Raw genomic sequence first — 18137 nt, forward strand, 5'->3', positions numbered from 1 at the left:
TGAAACATTTAACGGAATATGTCCTTTTGAGTTCGCATCATGCTTTGTCTTGCCTCTTACATCAGTCCTTTTAACATGCCATTCCAATACATGATGGGAAGCAATCTTCTTTTTAACAGGTACATGCTGAATCGTTCCTTGGACTGATCAAATGGAAACGTTTCTTGCGGCACCTTGTGATAGTCAAACTCAGCCAGCACGAGTTTGTTGTATCCTGTAACCAAGGGGCACGAGGTATATCCATCGTACTTTGCTTCTAATGAAGATCCTTTGATCAAGGACATCAGATTTCGCACCACAACCGGAGCCTGTTTACGAACTGCAGCTCCCGTTTTGGACGTCGGCAGGTTGGCACAGTCACCAATTCCGAAAACATTGGCAAACTTTTTGTGCTGCAGCGTGTACGGATCAACATCGACCCAGCCGCCGGCATCCGCCAATGCGCTTTCTTTGATGAAGAGAGGTGCTTTCATCGGCGGCGTCACATGAAGAAGATCATATGCTAATACTTCCTGCTCTCCCGTCTCCAAGTTTTCGAACAAGGCTTCTTTTGAATCAGGCTGAATTTCGATTAGATTTCTCTTGTACATCGTGTGGATATCCTTGCGCCTGACGACTTTTTCGAGCGCATTTGCATATTTGGGGACATCAAAAATGATCGATTTCGCCGATGCGAAAATAATGTCCGACTGATGGCGAACATTTGACTTGCGAAAATAGTCATCTGCTAAGTACATAATTTTCTGTGGAGCTCCCCCGCACTTCACGGGAGAATCAGGATGAGTGAAAATGGCGGTTCCGCCTTTAAAATTGCGGATGTTTTCCCAAGTGCTGTCTACCGTATGATATGAATAGTTGCTGCAAACCCCGTTTTTTCCAACCGCATCTTTCAAACCTTTGACCCCGTCCCAATCGATTTGCAAACCGGCTGCCGCCACGAGATAATCGTAGGAAACGATCGTTCCTTGTTTTGTAAGAAGTGTGTTCTGATTCGGGCGAAACTCAGTTACAGCATCGCCGATCAAGTCGACCCCGCCAGGAATCAGGGAAGCTAAATCGCGCTCAGACTCTTCCTTCTTCGCTGCGCCGCCTCCAACTAATGTCCACAAAGGCTGGTAATAGTGCTTTGTTTGCGGGTCAATGATGGCAATTTGTCCTTTGAGTGTTTTAGAAGCCCGAACGAGACGGGCGGCGACAGAGATGCCAGCAGTCCCACCTCCAACAATGACAATGGAATAACGAGCCTGTCTTGCCATGGTCAACCCCCTTATGTTTATAGAAAGTTGCTGTTTGTCTTAAAGATGTGTCTCTCGTTTTTTAAGTTACCATCCATCTTCCTTTTTTTGTATAGGGGAACTCCCCTACTTTTATTTGAGCACCGTCTTCCCAAGCTGACAAGGTTAAGGGGCAGTATGTTAGAACGTCAGATCGAGATATTTGTTTTTGATCGCATATTGGATTAATTCGTGTTTCGAGTCCAGTTTTAATTTCTGCATCATATTTGTTTTATGATTTTCGACGGTTTTGACGCTGATTGAGAGTTTATCGGCAATCTCCTTATTGGCATAACCCAGCACAATGAATCTGAGAATCTCCTTTTCGCGAACAGTTAAAACAGAAGGCGGCTTTTGGGACTCTGAATTCAGCCATTGATCAATGATGTCCTGCGATACAGATGTCTTATAATAGAGATTTCCCCTGTACACTTCGACAATCGCCTGATAAAGCAACTGATAATGACTGTTTTTCAAGACGTATCCATGGGCCCCCGCCTCTATCGCTTTTTGGATAAAAATTTCTTCATCATGCATTGTCAAAATCACGATTTTAACAGAAGGGTTCATCTTTCGGATCGCAGTGCTCGCTGTGAATCCGTCCAACCCGTTTGGCATCGACAAATCCATCAGCACGACATCCGGTTTCAACTGTCCGGCCTTAAAAACGGCTTCGTTGCCATTGTTGCTTTCTCCCGCAATTTCGATTTCAGAAAAACCTTCCAAAAGCACACGGATGCCCTTGCGGATCATCATGTGGTCATCGACCAGCAATACCTTGATCACTCCCCCTCCCCTCCTTGTCCTGTACTTTCACTTTAATTGTCGTTCCTTTCTGAAGTGCGGAGTGAATTCGAAGGCTTCCTTCCATCTGATTGACTCTTTCTTCCATATGTTTGAATCCCAAGCCTTCCTCTGTCAGCCCGCGATCAAAACCAATGCCATTGTCCTGAATCATCAAAATAAGCTCGCCATCTTCTTTGTACAATATGACCTTAATATGTGTCGCCTGCGAATATTTCAGGGCATTATGCAGCGCCTCCTGAATGATGCGGTATAAATTGATTTCCAAAACCGGCAGCAAGCGAATGCTGACATTGCTTGAGGCAAACGTAATAGAAACATCCTGATGAGTCTTGTTTAAGCTGGACACAAGGTGCTTGACAGCAGGAATCAGCCCCAGCTGATCGAGACTGTGCGGCCGCAGCTGAAGAGAGTAGAGCTTGACGTCTTGGATCGCTTTTTCCAGTTCATCGATGATTTCCTGCATGTACTCTCTAAATGTTTCTTCCTGCTCCATGCGCGATTGAATCGCTTGAATACCTACTGATACCGAATAAAGCGATTGTCCTACGCCATCGTGCAGTTCCTGGGCCAGCCGCTTGTGTTCGTTTTCCTGAGTTTCTAGCGTTTTTTGCAGAACCAGCTTGGAGATCCGCGCTTCCTCTTCCTTTTTCTTTATCGTTAAATCTTTCAGGACCAAAAGAACTTCCATTTGATCGCCGTTTTCAGAAATGACAGCCGTACTCATCTCCATGTCAACGAATCGTCCCTCATATGTGGGCATCGAGGAAAGAAAATAAGGAACTTCCCGCTTGGCCAGCAAATAACAACGCTCTTCTCCCGCTTCCAATTTTCTCGTTTGGCAGTAGGAACAGTACGGAACCTTGTCACCTAATTTCCATCCCGTCATCTTCTCTGCGGACGGATTCATCACCAGAATTCTGCGTTCCTGATCCATCATGATGATTCCATCCTGCAAATGGTCGAAGATCTGCCTTAAATAGCCGCTTTCCATTGACTTTCCTTCTTCTTTATACCGTTCAAAAAAAGTCGGGTTTTGACACATCATGGCCCCTCCCTTTAGCTATCTATTCCTCGTACAACTGATAGACTCTTTTTAACTTCTGTTCAAGCTGCTCAAAATGAACAAAACGCGCTTCTCTTAGACATTCGGTTCCCTCAATAAACAAAAGAAGCACAGGAATTGTGAAGACTGAAAACCTGCCGGCAACCTCCTCCACTATATCAGCGTTGATATGCCCTAATTTAATCTTTGGAAAGCGAGTCAACAGTACTCTAAGCTGCGGCAGAACAGCGTGACATACTGTGCATTGAGGCCTTGATATATATATAAAACTTAATTTATGACCGGTTATAAACTTCTCAATTGCCGCCATTGAAGTCAGCTCTGTAATCTCTTTCATCCAATCCCTCCTTCAAAACAGAAAATATAGAAAACTTTAAACATTAATGTAAGATATCAAACCAGATTTTCACAGTTGTAATCAAAATAACGAATATCAGAATACCTTGAAGAACTTTAGCCTTCATCTTCTTGCCAATTAAAACACCTAGCGGGGATGCCATTAGGCTGGCAGCTATTATAATCAAAGCCGGCATAATAGGAACATGTCCAATGATGAGCTTTGTAGCTGTTGTTCCAATCGATGAAATAAATGTAACTGCGAGCGATGTTGCGATTGTGATTCGTGTAGGTATTTTTAAAACGACTAACATTAGCGGAACAAGCAGAAAAGCGCCGCCGGCACCGACAATGCCTGAAGCCAAGCCGACTGCAAAAGTAATTACTGAGGTTAATATCTTCGGAAAGCGAACGTGATCACTGTGATTACCTTCTGTTCCTGTCTTTGGAATAAGCATCATGACTGCGGCGATTATCGCCAATATTCCGTAAACCAAGTTTATGAAATCTTCGGAGAAAAAATGTGACCCATAACCACCGACTAGACTTCCGATCAGAATACTTAATCCCATAACGGTGATAAGTTCTTTATTTAAGTAACCGCCTTTCCGGTAAGCCCATACACCGGAAAATGTTGCAACAAAAACCTGGACTGCGACAATACCTGAAACCTGGTGAGCATTAAAGCCTGTAAACCCAAATAACACAGGAATATATAATAATAAAGGGTAATTAAGAATTGCCCCGCCGACACCAAGCATTCCGGACATAAAAGAACCAACAAATCCGATGAAAAATATGAGAAGAATAAAAGAGATGTCCACCGACTTTCCTCCTTTCCTTCAATAAAAAGGGGAATAGTCCCCCCTTTTTATCACCTTAACCTTTTTTAAGCCAAAACTTTAGTACACCATCTTCCTCAGTACCTTTAAGCAATTCATGGCCGCCTGACTTCGCCCATGCTGTCAGATCACTTTTTGCCCCTTTATCAGTGGCGTGTACTTCTAACACTTCTCCGGATTGCAATTCATCCATAGCTTTTTTTGTTTTCACAATTGGCATCGGGCACGCGAATCCTTTAACATCTATCACTTTATCTGATTTCATGTTTTATCTCTCCCTATCTTCAAATCTATACTCATCCATGAACCGCGCAACGGTTTGGTCCAATTTCCATCTCACTTTGCCTGTCAGCATCCGGCGTTATTTTGCCCATGTTGGTTTGACGGATTTCCTGATAGGCATTTGGCTGTGGCGGCAGGTTTTCTGATACAGCACTTCTGAATTCATTTTCATCCAGATTTAAACCGGCATTCTTTTTATATACATCACTCAGCTTAGCTTGAACCTGCCCTTGATCGCCTAATTCACTGACTGACGAAAAATGAGCTGGAAGCACAATCAAGTCACCTGATATTTGTTTGTATTTTTCATGCAATGTGTTACGTAAATCCTCTGCCCAGTCCCCGGCTTTTCCAGCCAAGTCTGGCCGGCCGATTGATTCAACAAATAAAATATCTCCTGTTAACAAATAGTGATTATCAACAATTAAAGATGTGCTTCCAATCGTATGGCCCGGTGAGTAGATAGGCTCCACTTTCATGCTTGTGTTTCCTATCGAAACATCATGACCTTCAATTAACGGTTCATGCGAAAATTGCACTTCCTCAGCATCTTTTGGCGGCAGGTAGTATGAGGCTCCTGTACGCTCACGAAGTAAACGTGCGCCAGAAATATGATCCGCATGTAAATGTGTATCGACCACATGTTTAATCGTAACGTTTCTCTCTTTTGCAAAATCTATATATGCGTCTACAGTACGAGCAGGGTCAACTACAATTGCTTCTCCGTCAGTCTCAATAAAATAGGATAAACAGCCTTTCCCCATTCTTACGAATTGATAGATCGAGCCCCCTTCTTTCAAGTTTCCGATTTTTACCGGATGTAAAAATTCGCTCCACGCTTTCATGCCGCCTTCAAGTGCAAAAACTCTTTCAAAACCGGCATCCACTAAATGCTGTGCAACCATCTCCGAAGACCCTTGTTTGGCACAAACCACCAGAACATCTTGATCTTTGGGAACTTGGCCTGCAATTTTATCTACACCATCAATTAAATCAAAATACGGAACATTTAAATGTTCAACCCGGCTGCCCTCGATTTTCCAATCACTAAAGGCATCTTTATTTCGTACGTCTAAAATAAAAAACGATTCTTTTCCTAATAATTTTTCGGTTACTTCTTTTGGTGAAATGATTGTAAAGTCCACTTCTAAACCTCCTTAGAATGTTAGAATCTCATTGGCACATGTTGCAATGGTCGCAACTTTTGCAGCCGTTCAATTTATTGATCATTTTTCAATAGGCCCTGACCACTCCTCCATTCCCCGCGCCACATTTTCAACGTCTTTAAAGCCGTTAGCTGCAAGCTGTTTAGCTGCCAGATCGCTTCTATTACCTGTACGGCAAACAACGTAAATTTTCTCTTCTCTATTCAGTTCCTTTGCTCTTTTTTCAAGTTCACCTAATGGGATTGAAATCGCTCCTGGAATATGGCCGAAACGGTATTCTGCAGGTTCCCGAACATCAACGACTGTTATCCGTTCTCCCGCCTCTACCTTTTTTTGAAGCTCTTCATTTTGAATCACATAAGGAAACGTTTTTTCTTTCTTTATTTCCGAGTGACCTGCTTTACGAAGAAAATGCTTTAATATATTTCCGTCTTCTGTCGTCCCGAGATACTGGTGGCCGCTTCCCTTTGCCCATGCCTGTATATCAGCAAGAGACCCTTTATCAGTAGCATGCACTTCCATTACCTGCCCCGGTTCTAACTCATTCATGGCCTTTTTCGTTTTTACAACGGGCATTGGACAAGCAAGCCCCTTCGCATCTAACACGCGGTCAGATTTGATGTTCATCAATCATCCCTCCATACTCATTTTCAGTATCAAAGTTCCATTTGATCGCTCCGGCAACCCTATTCCTTAAAGCACCGTTTAATTTGGAGACCGTTATATAAATAAATTCACTTTTGCTTCGTTGGCATCCCCGAGATATGCGGCAACTCCTGCATAATCAATACCGTCGATAAGTTCTTCTTTTTGCAAGCCTAACAAGTCCATTGTCATTGTACAGGCAACAAGCTTAACTCCTTGTTCTTGCGCCATTTCAATCAGCTGAGGCAGAGACAGCACGCCGTGCTTTTTCATGACATGTTTGATCATTTTAGGCCCGATACCGGCAAAATTCATTTTAGATAATCCGAATTTCTTTGAACCCCGGGGCATCATAAAGCCGAATGCTTTTTCAAGCGGCCCTTTCTTTACCGGCACCGGTTCATCCTTTCTTAAAGCGTTAAGCCCCCAAAATGTATGAAAAATTGTTACCTCATGATCATAAGCAGCGGCTCCATTAGCAATAATAAAAGCGGCAATCGCCTTATCTAAGTCACCGCTAAATAAAACAATGGTCGTTTTTTCTTTTTGGTCTGACATAGATCAACTCTCCTATTTCCATATACTAATACCCGTATGGGTATATAAAAAATAAAAAAATATAAGTTTCAGCTCTTTATACCCTTAAGGGGTTTTCTTTTAACTAAGGGTATACAGAGGCTGTATTATCAACAGCCATCTTAACACTATCTGCTTTTAACCAATAAATTAACGGCTTCTTGAATGAGGTCTTCGGTATCTTCTCCTCTTTCGATTTGAAGGCGAACGCATTTCTCCAAGTTGCTGCTTACAACAACACCAATGGCGCGATCTAATGCGGAACGAACCGCTGACATTTGGCTTACGAGCTCTTTACACTCTTTTCCTTCATCCATCATTTTTAATATCCCTCGAACTTGACCCTCCACTCGTTTGATCCTATTTTTTAATTGATCATCGTATTCCATCAGATAACCTCCCATTTTCTTATGATGATAGCATATCATTTTTATCAACAGTTTCGCGAAACCGTTACTATGCGGATATGAACTGTCCTGCATTTCTGTCATATTCGTTAAGAATCCAGCCTGTGACGACTTTTTGTACAAAACAGCCTATCTCCCGCACAATACATATACCCCTATGTGTATAATATACTGAACTGCTGAGGATAAATCAAATTTTAAGCTTCTGTCGCGGACCCGAGCGCTGATGAAGATGTTTCATGTGTTTTACCTTGTGGAGAAGGGAAGTGAAGCAGAAAAAGCCGGATCGTTTTCCGGCTTCCGCTATTTCATTTCAAAAACAAGAAATCACTTTATGCTGCTGGATATAAACATTGGAGCATCTTGATTCATAAAAATACGATGGCCGTGATAGAATGTTTTCATTTCAGTTGATTTAAATCCAACATCGGATAATCTTTTTTTCAATTCTCCGTGCGAAAAACCGCTGTGAACTTTCGGATGTTGAATTTTATCGTTTTTGTCAAAATCAATAATCATGAGCTTTCCGCCATTATTTAAAACACCGAACAATTCTTGTAAAATTTTATTCGTATCCGGAATATGAAGAAGGACTAGTGACATTAAAACGATGTCTGCCTTCAGTTCAGGAGTTTCTTGGGTAAAATCTGAATAAAGCACTTTTGCGTTGGCGATTCCTTTGCGAGAAATTTTAGCTTTCGCCACCTCCAGCATTTGTTTTGACGAATCGACCAACAAAATAGAATGTACTAAATCTGATAATTCTAAACTAATGAGACCAGTACCGCTCCCATAGTCGATTAAAGATTTTGATTGACTATTTCTCAATTCTTGTCTTACTTCATTCACGATCACTTTTGCTAATTCAATTCTTTCTTCTGTATCATATCGTTTTGCCATCTGTTCAAAAACGTTATTTTCCATGCTCCGCTCCCTAGTTATTTTTAGAAATTTCACTGCAGACTGTGCTAACATCTTACATATTTCCGTTTGAAACCAAGGCGGCCTCTCTCAACATCCATTTGAATATTTTTGGAAGCGTTCAGGATACTGCTTTTTTTCTTGTCCCGCCGAAGTTCGACCGGGCCTACTGCTTTTGCGGTTTCAACCGCCTTTTCATGGAGCGGCAAATATGAAATCCCGACTGTGTAGATAAAGTTATTCATAGCCGATTTTGTTCGATCCGGAGAATCGTGAATCGCATGTTCCACCTGATCAAGCATACCGGCAATTTTGGTCACATTAAATTCATCGTCCGATCGATTACCTAAAAGCCAGCAGTAACAGCTCCAGCCTGCCGACATTCTGAGTTCTTCCCCGCTTGAAATCCATTTATCTGCGACAGCTTGCGCAAAATCGGTTTCTGCCAAAGTTACGGCAACAACATAATCAGAAAGCATATAAAAATACGCAGCATCGATCCAGCGCTCAAAATCAGCTTCAGTCATTATGATTGGGTCAGCAATAATGCCGGCAAAATACATGGCATCGTAGTTCCCGGTAGCGTAAAGCTGCTCCGCCAAAGGCTGATTTTTCTTGATTTTCTTTGCGAGCGGCTTCATCTTGCCTGTCGCCACGCCAAAAAGCGGTTCGTGTGCACCATTCGTTATGTATCTTTTTTTCATGTTTTCCGTACCCAACGCTTCCAGTTCCTTCATAACCGTTTCAAGATCCATGCTTTCACTTCCTTCTTAAATTAAATTCATTACTTTAACTCCATTATCATGCTCTTTAACTTCATCTAATCATTTCAAATCAATTTCATTTGTTTTAATGCTCTCCATAAACGGCTACATCAGCATGAAAAGATCAGTTGCCATGTATGATCCTCATCTTTTTTAGCGGCTGTTTTGTTTCCTAAAGTCTAATGAAAACTACATTTCCTCTGCACTTCATTCATATCATTTATGTTTATTATATGAAACATTTTAACAAGCAGAAAGGGGGGGTTTTTGACCGCCTTTTCTCTTCATGCGTCAAATTCGAATGCCACTGATATTTGCATCAGCTGATCACAACTTTTGTTTTTTTAGGTATGTTTTCATAAAGAGCAATCCCCAGAAAAAGTTAAATCCTATTTGATTTGGGCGATTCCCCTTCACTTTTTTTCTCTGTTTTGCTTGGAATAGGATCAAAGCCTCCTGGATGAAGGGGATGGCATTTCAGTAATCGTTTGATGAGCAGATAACTGCCTTTGATAAACCCAAACCTTTGAATCGCTTCAAGCCCATAGTTGGAGCATGTTGGATAAAATCTGCAAGTTGGCGGGAAAAGAGGTGATATCGCCTTTTGATAGAATCGAATGAATACGATCGCTGCCCGTTTCACGATTCCTCCCGAAGAAATTTTGCTATATTCTTTGCAAAATATGTAACAATTAGATCTGCACCGGCCCTCTTCATCGCAAGCATACTTTCCAACACTGTATTTTTTTCATCTATCCAGCCGTTTTGCGATGCAGCTTTTATTTGGGCATATTCACCGCTTACTTGATATGAAACCAGCGGAATCTGGAGAGAATTTCGCATATCCCTGATGATGTCTAAATAAGGCAAACCAGGTTTAATGATCATAAAATCCGCTCCCTCTTCAATATCGGACTGTGCCTCACGAAAAGCCTCCAAACGGTTTGCCGGGTCCATCTGATAGGTCCGGCGGTCACCGAAAGCCGGCGAATTATCCGCGGCATCACGGAATGGTCCATAATAGCTTGAAGCATATTTAATACCGTACGACATGATCGGTATGTCTTTATAACCCGATTCATCCAGTGCATGTCGTATATGCGTCACAAATCCATCCATCATGCTTGAGGGCGCCAGAATATCGGCACCTGCCTCAGCCTGAGATACGGCGACTTTTACATGTATATCTAAAGACACGTCATTATCGATCCTGCCGTTTACCGGTATGCCGCAATGGCCTTCTGTTTGATAGTGACATATACATGTGTCTGTAATGATGACCAAATCAGAATCTAAAGCCTTGATTTGCCTAACCGCTCGTTGAACAATTCCATCTGACGCATAAGCAGACGTTGCCAAATCATCTTTCCAATTCGGAATCCCGAAGAGAAGAATCGCTTTAATCCCGAGTGTCCTTACTTCATAATTTCCTCTTCCAATAAATCCAATGTCAGTTGATAAACGCCCGGCATGGAAGGAACTTCTGTTTTTAACCCCCTCCCCTCTTGGACAAACAGAGGATATATGAAATCGTTAGCGGAAAGCCGATTTTCTCTTACCAAATCCCGGATACCCGGCGTTGAGCGCAGTCTGCGATGCCGTGAGAATGCGAATGATTGATTCAATGTTATTGCACCACTTTTCTACATGGATTATTCTAAAATCGTAAATATTACGATTTATATCTTGAATTATAGACAATCACATCTATAATTTCAATGTTAGTAGACTCCCGTTCTTAACACTGCCTGGTTAACCCCTGCGTATTCGTAAGGAGAAGAAACTTCCAGCAGCCGTTGACGTTTTCCAAAGAATGCCCTACAATGTAATCGTAACTTTAACTTTTCAGGAGGATTATTAAAAAATGACACACTCAATGAGACTTCGTTTCCCAACTTTGAACCAGTAATTAAATACGTTCAAAGGCTCTGTTTGTGTATGCAGAGTAAACGGGATCAGTCTGTCCTTTTTTAATAATCTTCAATTTGCATATAAAATTTGTAACTTGTAGAAAGGCGGATCGTTCTGCCTTTCTTTTTTGTTTAATCCTTTTTTCAAACGGCTGAGAAAGGCTTATTTGGTTATGGAAATACCGCGGATTCATCCTTAAAGGATGGCTCTTCCCTTTACTCTGAATCACAGGCAGACCGCCTGTGATTTTTTATGATGAGAGGAAGAGGAAACATGAAGAAAAAAAATCATAAGTACAGAGGAAAAAAGTTAAACCGCGGGGAATCCCCGAATTTTTCGGGACAGCATTTGATGCATAATAAAAAATTAATTGAAGAAATTGTGGATCGGGCAAATATCGGCATTGACGATACAGTTTTAGAGTTAGGAGCGGGAAAAGGGGCTTTGACAACTGTGCTATGTCAAAAGGCCGGTAAGGTATTGGCAGTGGAAAACGATTCTAAATTCATTGATATACTCACACGTAAAACAGCACACCATTCAAATACGAAAATTATTCATCAAGATATCTTGAAGATTCATTTACCAAAAGAAAAGTTTGTGGTGGTCTCTAATATTCCCTATGCCATCACAACCCCCATTATGAAAATGCTTTTGAACAATCCTGCAAGCGGATTTCAAAAAGGGATCATCGTAATGGAAAAAGGGGCTGCTAAACGCTTCACATCAAAATTCATTAAAAATTCCTATGTTTTAGCTTGGAGAATGTGGTTTAATATCGGCATTGTCAGAGAAATATCGAAAGAACATTTTTCTCCCCCTCCAAAAGTGGACTCGGCAATGGTCAGAATAACACGAAAAAAAGACGCGCCTATATCACATAAACATTATATTGCGTTTCGGGGGCTTGCCGAATACGCGCTAAAGGAGCCGAATATCCCTCTCTGTGTTGCTTTACGCGGGATTTTTACTCCGCCTCAAATGAAACACTTAAGAAAAAGTCTAAAAATCAACAATGAAAAAACCGTTGGAACGCTCACCGAAAACCAATGGGCGGTTATTTTTAACACGATGACTCAATATGTGATGCACCACAAATGGCCAAGAGCAAATAAGCGAAAACCCGGAGAAATATAAAGAAAAAAGCTGCTGACTTCCCGTCAGCAGCTTTTGCTATTTCTGAAGAGATTCAGATGTCCCTGTCAACATTCCTTTTGCGTGCTTACAGCTTTCCAGTTAAAAACTGCGCCTCGCCGAGGCCGAAACTCCAATCGGCATCTCCATTTTCTGTGATGGACACCATGACATCTTCAGGTGAAATGCCGCATTCCGCTTCAAGCCTTTCAGCAAGTAAAGCGTACAATTTCTCTTTTTGACTTTCCGTTCTTGTTTTACTGGTAATGCTGATCACAACCAGATCCTTTGATCTATTCAATCCCAAGCCTGTATCTTGGATAATGAGCTCATTCGCCGGATGCTGATGAACAATTTGATAGCGGTCTTTCTCCGGAACGTTAAACGCTTCTACCATCGCATCGTGTGCGGTATCTAATAATTTTTTTAATGCTTGTTCATCACGGCCTTCTATTAGATCGAAACGTAATAATGGCATTTGTTTATCCCCTTTTTGATCGTTTTAAATTTCGTTAGAGAAATAAGAGGTTCCACCTGTCCTTGAACAATTGTTTCGATATGGATACAAGGAATGATTTCTGCTAACTTGATAAAAACATAACATATAACCAAAATATATTCAATATTTGATCATCCATTCATCTCATTTATCAGAACAGAAGATACAAGGGCTGGATCAGCTCACAATCAATATTTAGGAGATTAGTATATAAACAAAACTTTATCAAAATGTGACAACAACATGATTATCAATACCCTATTTATTTCTTAAAGAAAGTACAAGCTTTCTCAACCCGAATATGATTAAAGCAGCAACAATAATTGAAGGTATAAACCCAATCAGGCTAAAACTTGTAAGCATGATAAGCTCCTTTCTTCATATATCTATTTAGTCCCTGCTCCAGTTTACGTTATCTACATTTCAAAAATATAATAAAGATGTAAATGATATGTTAAAAACAGGTTTGTATGCAAAAAAAATCACCATCCAAGATAGCGGATGGCGATTTTCTATTATTCAAGATTGGCATGATTTCCATACATGTTATGAGTATTCAGCCCTTTCATTTCCATGATTCGCAATATGATAGCGTCATAAAACAATAAAAGAGTCTGTTCAAAAAGCGAGCCCATCGGTTGTATCGTCTGTTTATTGCCCGTCGTTTGATCTTTTGGGGAGCCGGGCAGCTGCAGTATCAGGTCAGCTATTTCAGCTATGGGTGAATCTGGAGAGATCGTAACTGCTGCGACAGTGCCTCCGATATCTTTTGCCTTTTCCACCATATGAAGCAAACTTTCTGTTTTCCCTGAACCTGTGCCCACGATAAGCAAGTCTTTTCCGGTAAATGGTGGTGTTACGGTTTCTCCTGTTACAAATGCATCAATACCCATATGCATTAATCGCATAGCAAATGATTTCCCCATTAAACCAGAGCGGCCTGCACCGGAAACAAACACTTTTTCAGAAGACATGATAGTGGATATTAAGTCTTCTATTCCTTCCGCTTGATTTTGAGACGTTGCAAGATCAAGCTCTGCGATGATCGCTTTTACATAATCATAAGTCTTCATGTTTATTGGATCATCTGCTTCATTTTTGCGGCTGCCGCAGCTTTATCATCTTGATTTGCAATACCGCCCCCGACAATAACCAAATCAGGTTTTAATTTAACGACGTCGGGCAATGTGTCTAATTTAATTCCGCCTGCAATAGCCGTTTTAGCGTTTTTTACAACATTTTTAATGGTCATTAAGTCTTCAAATGAATTTTGGCCAATGGCTTGAAGGTCATAACCGGTATGGACACAAATATAATCGACACCAAGTTCATCCAATTCCTTAGCGCGCGATTTGATATCTTTAATTCCAATCATATCCACCAGGATTTTGTTCCCTTGGGCTTTTGCCTCTTCTACAGCGCCTTTAATAGACATGTCTTCAGCAGCCCCTAAAATGGTGATGATGTCGGCTCCTGCTTCTGATGCTTTCATCACTTCATACCCTGCCGCATCCATAATTTTAAGGTCTGCCAGTACTTTCAAATTCGGGAAAGCGGCTTTCACCTCTTTCACTGCACGGAGTCCTTCATTTATCACAACCGGCGTACCGATTTCTACAATGTCAATGTATTCTTCCACTTCTTTTACTACTTCGATGGCTTCCGGTATATTGACTAAATCTAATGCTAACTGTAATTCCACTTGCAATCACCTCTGTTTGAATTAAGAATTCCGCGGATTATTCTTTTCATATTTTGTTACATCAAGAGTATAACAAGTGAAAAATTCCATTAATAGTACGCACTTTTTTTTTACATACTATACTTTTCCTCATATGGTATAGAAAAAGATACTGTCTCCAAAACAGTATCTTAAAGTCAATCATTCTATTCATCATCTTTTGAAAAGTTAGTTTCTATATAATTTTTACCCCATTCATACATCGCCTCTAATATAGGCATTAAACTTTCTCCTTGTTTTGTTAGGGAATATTCAACTTTTGGGGGAACAACCGGATATACTTCCCTATGTACAATATGATCTTCTTCTAATTCCCGCAGCTGATTCACCAGCATTCTTTGCGTAATGCCGGGCATCAAAGCTTTTAATTCTCCGAACCTTTTCGTACCTTCTTTTCCTAAAAACCACAAAATCAGCATTTTCCACTTTCCGCCGATAATGTTGAGCGTCAGCTCCTTCTCACAATTAAATATTTTATTTTCCATTCGTGACATATGAATTCACTCCTTATCTAAATGACTAAACGATGATCATCTATTACATCATTGTAAAAGAACTTTGTTTAACGAATCAATCATCGCGTTTTTGTAACTTCCGTTATTTACCATATCATCATGCAGATTTGCCCATCATGACATTGTCAATCTTCTTATGCCTGAGCAATCCATTCGAGTGCAGGAAACATGACAAGTGTCATGTTTGAAGCATGATGTGTGCTACTACAAAGACATCTCGCTGTGCCGTAAACTTAACTTAAGACCCATTTATGAGAGGATAACTTTACTATGACTGAACAAACTATTGCCCATAAACAAAAACAGCTAACAAAACAGGTTGCTGCGTTTGCCCAGCCTGATACCAAAAACAGTCTCATTCAGCTCTTCAATACGTTTATTCCTTTTTTCGGACTTTGGTTTCTTGCCTATTTCAGCCTCGATGTCTCCTATCTCCTTACTTTAGGAATAACGGTGATTGCCGCAGGGTTTTTGACGAGAATTTTCATTATTTTTCACGACTGCTGCCATCTATCCTTTTTCAAACAAAAGCGCCATAACCATATTCTCGGCTTTTTGACAGGCGTTCTGACTTTATTTCCTTATCTTCAATGGCAGCACAGCCATTCGATTCATCATGCGACAAGCAGCAACCTGGATAAACGCGGAACAGGCGATATCTGGCTGCTGACGGTAAACGAATATAAAGCCGCACCTTTACGCACAAAAATCGCATACAGACTTTACAGAAATCCGTTTATCATGTTTATTCTCGGACCGATTTATGTCTTTCTGATCACAAACCGCTTTAACAAAAAAGGTGCAAGACGGAAGGAACGTGTGAACACATACCTCACCAATCTTGCGATCGCGGCATTGGCTGCTGTCTGCTGCCTGATCTTTGGCTGGCAATCGTTTTTGCTCGTACAGGGTCCGATCTTTCTGATCTCGGGTTCGATCGGCGTTTGGCTGTTTTATGTTCAGCATACATTTGAAGATTCTTATTTTGAAGCGGATGAAAACTGGAGCTACGTTCAGGCCGCTGTGGAAGGAAGTTCATTTTATAAGCTCCCGAAACTGCTTCAATGGCTTACAGGCAATATCGGGTACCACCACGTTCACCATCTGAGCCCAAAGGTGCCTAACTATAAACTTGAAATTGCACATGAGCAGCATGAACCACTAAAAAACGTCCCGACCATCACTTTAAAAACAAGCCTGCAATCACTCGCGTTCCGGCTTTGGGATGAAGAAAAAAAGCAGTTTGTAACCTTTCGGGACATGAAACAAACATCTTCCCATCTTTCGCAGGATTCAACGGAAAAACAGAAGCTGCGGAAGAACGCCTGACGATGAGGAGGTCTTCTTATATTAACAAGAAGGCTTCCTTATTTATTGTCGGATGATGCAATCCGGCTCAGGCAATGGTAAAGTTACTCTAAAGATGAAAAGCTGAAAACGAGGTTATATCATGTTCAAAAAGCATTTTGCATTTCAAAAACTTAACGGGATCTCGCCGTATATATGGACGATATTTTTCATCCTGCCCTTCTACTTTATCATGCAATCATCATCTACACTTGTCATCGTCGTCGGCATCATTTTGACACTTTTATTTTTTGCGGTATACAGATTTGCTTTTGTCTCAAAAGGCTGGGACGTTTATTTGTGGGCGTTTATTTTAATCGGCATTTCAACCGCCTCGATTATGCTGTTCAGCTATATTTATTTTGCTTTTTTTATCGCATATTTTATAGGGAACATTAAAAAACGAGCCCCTTTTCACATTTTATATTACGTCCATTTAATAAGCGCAGCCGTCGCTGCCAACTTCAGTCTCGTTTTAAAAAAGGAATTTTTTCTGACACAAATTCCTTTTGTGGTCATCACTCTCATCAGCGCGATTTTATTGCCGTTCAGTATCAGAAACCGCAAGGAACGCGAACGCCTCGAAGAAAAACTCGAGTATGCTAATGAACGGATTGCCAATTTGGTAAAATTAGAAGAACGGCAGCGGATTGCCCGCGACCTTCACGATACACTTGGACAAAAGCTGTCTCTGATCGGTTTAAAAAGCGACTTGGCGAGAAAATTAATTTACAAAGATCCCGATCAAGCTGCGCGTGAACTGAAAAGCGTTCAGCAAACTGCGAGAACTTCTTTAAATGAAGTCAGAAAAATTGTATCCTCCATGAAAGGCATCCGGCTCAAGGATGAAATTATCAACATCAAACAAATTCTTGAAGCAGCCGACATTGCGTTCATCTATGAAGAAGATAAATTGCCGGAAAATATCTCATTGCTTAATGAAAACATATTGAGCATGTGCTTAAAGGAAGCTGTCACTAATGTCGTCAAGCATAGTCAGGCTACGACCTGCCGCATTGACATCCAGCAGCTCTGGAAGGAAGTTGTCATTACAGTGACTGACGATGGAACGTTTCAAGGTGAAGAGAAGTGCTTTTCAAAAGGACACGGCTTGCTTGGGATGAGAGAACGGCTTGAATTTGCAAACGGAAGCCTTCACATTGATACAAAAAACGGAACTAAGCTTACCATGTCAATTCCTAATAACTCAAAATAAACAAAAAAGGATGGCTTGCATGATTAGTATATTTATTGCGGAAGATCAGCAGATGCTCTTGGGCGCTTTAGGATCGCTTCTGAATTTAGAAGAAGATATGGAAGTCGTCGGCAAAGGCACAACCGGACAGGATGCCGTTGATTTCACAAAAAAACATCGGCCTGATGTATGCATTATGGACATTGAAATGCCCGGAAAGACGGGGCTTGAAGCTGCCGAGGAACTAAAGGATACAGGCTGCAACATTATTATCTTAACCACTTTTGCCCGTCCCGGTTACTTTCAGCGGGCCATTAAAGCAGGTGTTAAAGGCTATTTGTTAAAGGACAGCCCAAGCGAAGAACTTGTGAGCGCCATCCGCAGCGTCATGAAAGGAAAGCGGATCTATGCGCCTGAATTGATGGAAGACATGTACAGTGAGGCCAATCCCCTTACAGATAGAGAAAAAGAAGTGCTCGAACTTGTGGCCGACGGAAAAAACACAAAAGAAATCGCCCAAGAACTCAGCATCAAAAGCGGAACCGTCCGAAATTATATCTCAATGATTCTTGAAAAGCTTGAGGTGAAAAATCGGATCGAAGCCATAACCCGTTCAAAGGAAAAAGGCTGGTTTAAATAAAAAGAGGATCTTGGCATATCTCCAAGATCCTCTCGACGAATCAGCTGTTCCCACGGGCGGAAACGCTTCTTT

Annotated in this window: 21 protein-coding genes and 1 pseudogene; 4 read left to right on the forward strand and 18 right to left on the reverse strand. The window is 41.2% G+C overall.

The genetic code is table 11. From position 1 onward, the window contains the following. Positions 1-56: 56 nt before the first annotated feature. From MHI30_RS13890 to hemB, 14 genes and pseudogenes are all read right to left on the reverse strand, one after another. On the reverse strand, positions 57-1256 hold the full coding sequence (locus MHI30_RS13890; RefSeq protein ID WP_043054403.1) for an FAD/NAD(P)-binding oxidoreductase: 1200 nt from the start codon (positions 1254-1256) through the stop codon (positions 57-59). A 159-nt stretch (positions 1257-1415) separates the two neighbouring features. Then, entirely contained in the window at positions 1416-2060 is a 645-nt protein-coding gene (locus MHI30_RS13895; RefSeq protein ID WP_075752199.1) for a response regulator transcription factor, read from the reverse strand. Next, on the reverse strand, positions 2035-3126 hold the full coding sequence (locus MHI30_RS13900) for a PAS domain-containing sensor histidine kinase (RefSeq protein WP_043054405.1): 1092 nt from the start codon (positions 3124-3126) through the stop codon (positions 2035-2037). Before MHI30_RS13900 ends, MHI30_RS13895 begins: the two co-directional genes overlap by 26 nt. 19 nt (positions 3127-3145) lie before the next feature. Further along, positions 3146-3481, reverse strand: coding sequence for a thioredoxin family protein (locus MHI30_RS13905; protein WP_075752197.1), 336 nt, complete (start codon positions 3479-3481; stop codon positions 3146-3148). Between the two features lie 43 nt (positions 3482-3524). Next, a complete protein-coding gene (locus MHI30_RS13910) occupies positions 3525-4304 on the reverse strand; it encodes a sulfite exporter TauE/SafE family protein (protein WP_048350331.1) in 780 nt (259 codons plus the stop codon). Positions 4305-4359: 55 nt separating this feature from the next. After that, on the reverse strand, positions 4360-4587 hold the full coding sequence (locus MHI30_RS13915; RefSeq protein ID WP_043054408.1) for a sulfurtransferase TusA family protein: 228 nt from the start codon (positions 4585-4587) through the stop codon (positions 4360-4362). Between the two features lie 31 nt (positions 4588-4618). Then, positions 4619-5749 carry an MBL fold metallo-hydrolase gene (locus MHI30_RS13920; RefSeq protein ID WP_075752195.1) on the reverse strand — a complete coding sequence of 377 codons (1131 nt, stop codon included), beginning with the start codon at positions 5747-5749 and terminating at the stop codon, positions 4619-4621. A gap of 81 nt (positions 5750-5830) precedes the next feature. Further along, positions 5831-6397 (reverse strand): sulfurtransferase TusA family protein, encoded by a 567-nt coding sequence (locus tag MHI30_RS13925; protein WP_043054410.1) that lies wholly within the window; start codon positions 6395-6397, stop codon positions 5831-5833. Between the two features lie 93 nt (positions 6398-6490). Beyond that, positions 6491-6973: a DsrE/DsrF/DrsH-like family protein gene (locus tag MHI30_RS13930; RefSeq protein ID WP_020452325.1), complete on the reverse strand. Its 483-nt coding sequence runs from the start codon at positions 6971-6973 to the stop codon at positions 6491-6493. 146 nt (positions 6974-7119) lie between these two features. Then, on the reverse strand, positions 7120-7380 hold the full coding sequence (locus tag MHI30_RS13935) for a metal-sensitive transcriptional regulator (protein WP_009327831.1): 261 nt from the start codon (positions 7378-7380) through the stop codon (positions 7120-7122). Positions 7381-7725: 345 nt separating this feature from the next. Next, complete coding sequence (locus MHI30_RS13940) at positions 7726-8322, reverse strand: methyltransferase domain-containing protein (protein ID WP_075752193.1); 597 nt, start codon at positions 8320-8322, stop codon at positions 7726-7728. A gap of 44 nt (positions 8323-8366) precedes the next feature. Next, the gene (locus tag MHI30_RS13945) at positions 8367-9074 is read right to left on the reverse strand and encodes a DNA alkylation repair protein (RefSeq protein WP_075752191.1); all 708 of its coding nucleotides are present in this window, start codon (positions 9072-9074) and stop codon (positions 8367-8369) included. Positions 9075-9465: 391 nt separating this feature from the next. After that, complete coding sequence (yidD, locus tag MHI30_RS13950; RefSeq protein ID WP_075752189.1) at positions 9466-9726, reverse strand: membrane protein insertion efficiency factor YidD; 261 nt, start codon at positions 9724-9726, stop codon at positions 9466-9468. Then, positions 9723-10708: pseudogene (gene hemB / locus MHI30_RS13955) on the reverse strand (porphobilinogen synthase). Before hemB ends, yidD begins: the two are co-directional and overlap by 4 nt. Before the next feature lie 559 nt (positions 10709-11267). On the opposite strand from hemB, the gene erm reads away from it, so the two are divergent. Next, a complete protein-coding gene (gene erm / locus MHI30_RS13960; RefSeq protein WP_075752185.1) occupies positions 11268-12131 on the forward strand; it encodes a 23S ribosomal RNA methyltransferase Erm in 864 nt (287 codons plus the stop codon). 85 nt (positions 12132-12216) lie between these two features. Here erm and MHI30_RS13965 read toward each other — a convergent pair whose 3' ends face one another. From MHI30_RS13965 to MHI30_RS13980, 4 genes are all read right to left on the reverse strand, one after another. Next, positions 12217-12606 (reverse strand): tautomerase family protein, encoded by a 390-nt coding sequence (locus MHI30_RS13965; RefSeq protein ID WP_075752183.1) that lies wholly within the window; start codon positions 12604-12606, stop codon positions 12217-12219. Between the two features lie 536 nt (positions 12607-13142). Further along, on the reverse strand, positions 13143-13700 hold the full coding sequence (gene hxlB / locus MHI30_RS13970; RefSeq protein ID WP_075752181.1) for a 6-phospho-3-hexuloisomerase: 558 nt from the start codon (positions 13698-13700) through the stop codon (positions 13143-13145). Positions 13701-13702: 2 nt separating this feature from the next. Next, positions 13703-14329 carry a 3-hexulose-6-phosphate synthase gene (hxlA, locus tag MHI30_RS13975; protein WP_075752179.1) on the reverse strand — a complete coding sequence of 209 codons (627 nt, stop codon included), beginning with the start codon at positions 14327-14329 and terminating at the stop codon, positions 13703-13705. Positions 14330-14514: 185 nt separating this feature from the next. After that, the gene (locus tag MHI30_RS13980) at positions 14515-14862 is read right to left on the reverse strand and encodes a winged helix-turn-helix transcriptional regulator (protein WP_075752177.1); all 348 of its coding nucleotides are present in this window, start codon (positions 14860-14862) and stop codon (positions 14515-14517) included. Between the two features lie 291 nt (positions 14863-15153). Between MHI30_RS13980 and desE the strand changes: the two genes are divergently transcribed. The 3 genes from desE to desR all read left to right on the forward strand — a co-directional run bounded on the left by desE (position 15154) and on the right by desR (position 18065). Next, positions 15154-16212: a fatty acid desaturase DesE gene (gene desE, locus MHI30_RS13985; RefSeq protein WP_075752175.1), complete on the forward strand. Its 1059-nt coding sequence runs from the start codon at positions 15154-15156 to the stop codon at positions 16210-16212. A 121-nt stretch (positions 16213-16333) separates the two neighbouring features. After that, on the forward strand, positions 16334-17446 hold the full coding sequence (locus MHI30_RS13990) for a sensor histidine kinase (protein WP_075752173.1): 1113 nt from the start codon (positions 16334-16336) through the stop codon (positions 17444-17446). 19 nt (positions 17447-17465) lie between these two features. Next, positions 17466-18065 (forward strand): two-component system response regulator DesR, encoded by a 600-nt coding sequence (gene desR / locus MHI30_RS13995; RefSeq protein WP_075752171.1) that lies wholly within the window; start codon positions 17466-17468, stop codon positions 18063-18065. The last annotated feature ends 72 nt before the right edge of the window (positions 18066-18137 follow it).

This window comes from Bacillus sp. FSL L8-0528 (genome assembly GCF_038593085.1).
Taxonomy (GTDB): domain Bacteria; phylum Bacillota; class Bacilli; order Bacillales; family Bacillaceae; genus Bacillus; species Bacillus paralicheniformis.

Excerpts from the sequence above, each read along its gene's own strand:
- MHI30_RS13890 (WP_043054403.1), bottom strand. The coding sequence starts at position 1,256 with ATGGCAAGACAGGCTCGTTATTCCATTGTCATTGTTGGAGGTGGGACT.
- MHI30_RS13900 (WP_043054405.1), bottom strand. The coding sequence starts at position 3,126 with ATGATGTGTCAAAACCCGACTTTTTTTGAACGGTATAAAGAAGAAGGA.
- MHI30_RS13905 (WP_075752197.1), bottom strand. The coding sequence starts at position 3,481 with ATGAAAGAGATTACAGAGCTGACTTCAATGGCGGCAATTGAGAAGTTT.
- MHI30_RS13915 (WP_043054408.1), bottom strand. The coding sequence starts at position 4,587 with ATGAAATCAGATAAAGTGATAGATGTTAAAGGATTCGCGTGCCCGATG.
- MHI30_RS13925 (WP_043054410.1), bottom strand. The coding sequence starts at position 6,397 with ATGAACATCAAATCTGACCGCGTGTTAGATGCGAAGGGGCTTGCTTGT.
- MHI30_RS13930 (WP_020452325.1), bottom strand. The coding sequence starts at position 6,973 with ATGTCAGACCAAAAAGAAAAAACGACCATTGTTTTATTTAGCGGTGAC.
- MHI30_RS13935 (WP_009327831.1), bottom strand. The coding sequence starts at position 7,380 with ATGGAATACGATGATCAATTAAAAAATAGGATCAAACGAGTGGAGGGT.
- MHI30_RS13940 (WP_075752193.1), bottom strand. The coding sequence starts at position 8,322 with ATGGAAAATAACGTTTTTGAACAGATGGCAAAACGATATGATACAGAA.
- MHI30_RS13945 (WP_075752191.1), bottom strand. The coding sequence starts at position 9,074 with ATGGATCTTGAAACGGTTATGAAGGAACTGGAAGCGTTGGGTACGGAA.
- erm (WP_075752185.1), top strand. The coding sequence starts at position 11,268 with ATGAAGAAAAAAAATCATAAGTACAGAGGAAAAAAGTTAAACCGCGGG.
- MHI30_RS13965 (WP_075752183.1), bottom strand. The coding sequence starts at position 12,606 with ATGCCATTATTACGTTTCGATCTAATAGAAGGCCGTGATGAACAAGCA.
- hxlB (WP_075752181.1), bottom strand. The coding sequence starts at position 13,700 with ATGAAGACTTATGATTATGTAAAAGCGATCATCGCAGAGCTTGATCTT.
- MHI30_RS13980 (WP_075752177.1), bottom strand. The coding sequence starts at position 14,862 with ATGTCACGAATGGAAAATAAAATATTTAATTGTGAGAAGGAGCTGACG.
- desE (WP_075752175.1), top strand. The coding sequence starts at position 15,154 with ATGACTGAACAAACTATTGCCCATAAACAAAAACAGCTAACAAAACAG.
- MHI30_RS13990 (WP_075752173.1), top strand. The coding sequence starts at position 16,334 with ATGTTCAAAAAGCATTTTGCATTTCAAAAACTTAACGGGATCTCGCCG.
- desR (WP_075752171.1), top strand. The coding sequence starts at position 17,466 with ATGATTAGTATATTTATTGCGGAAGATCAGCAGATGCTCTTGGGCGCT.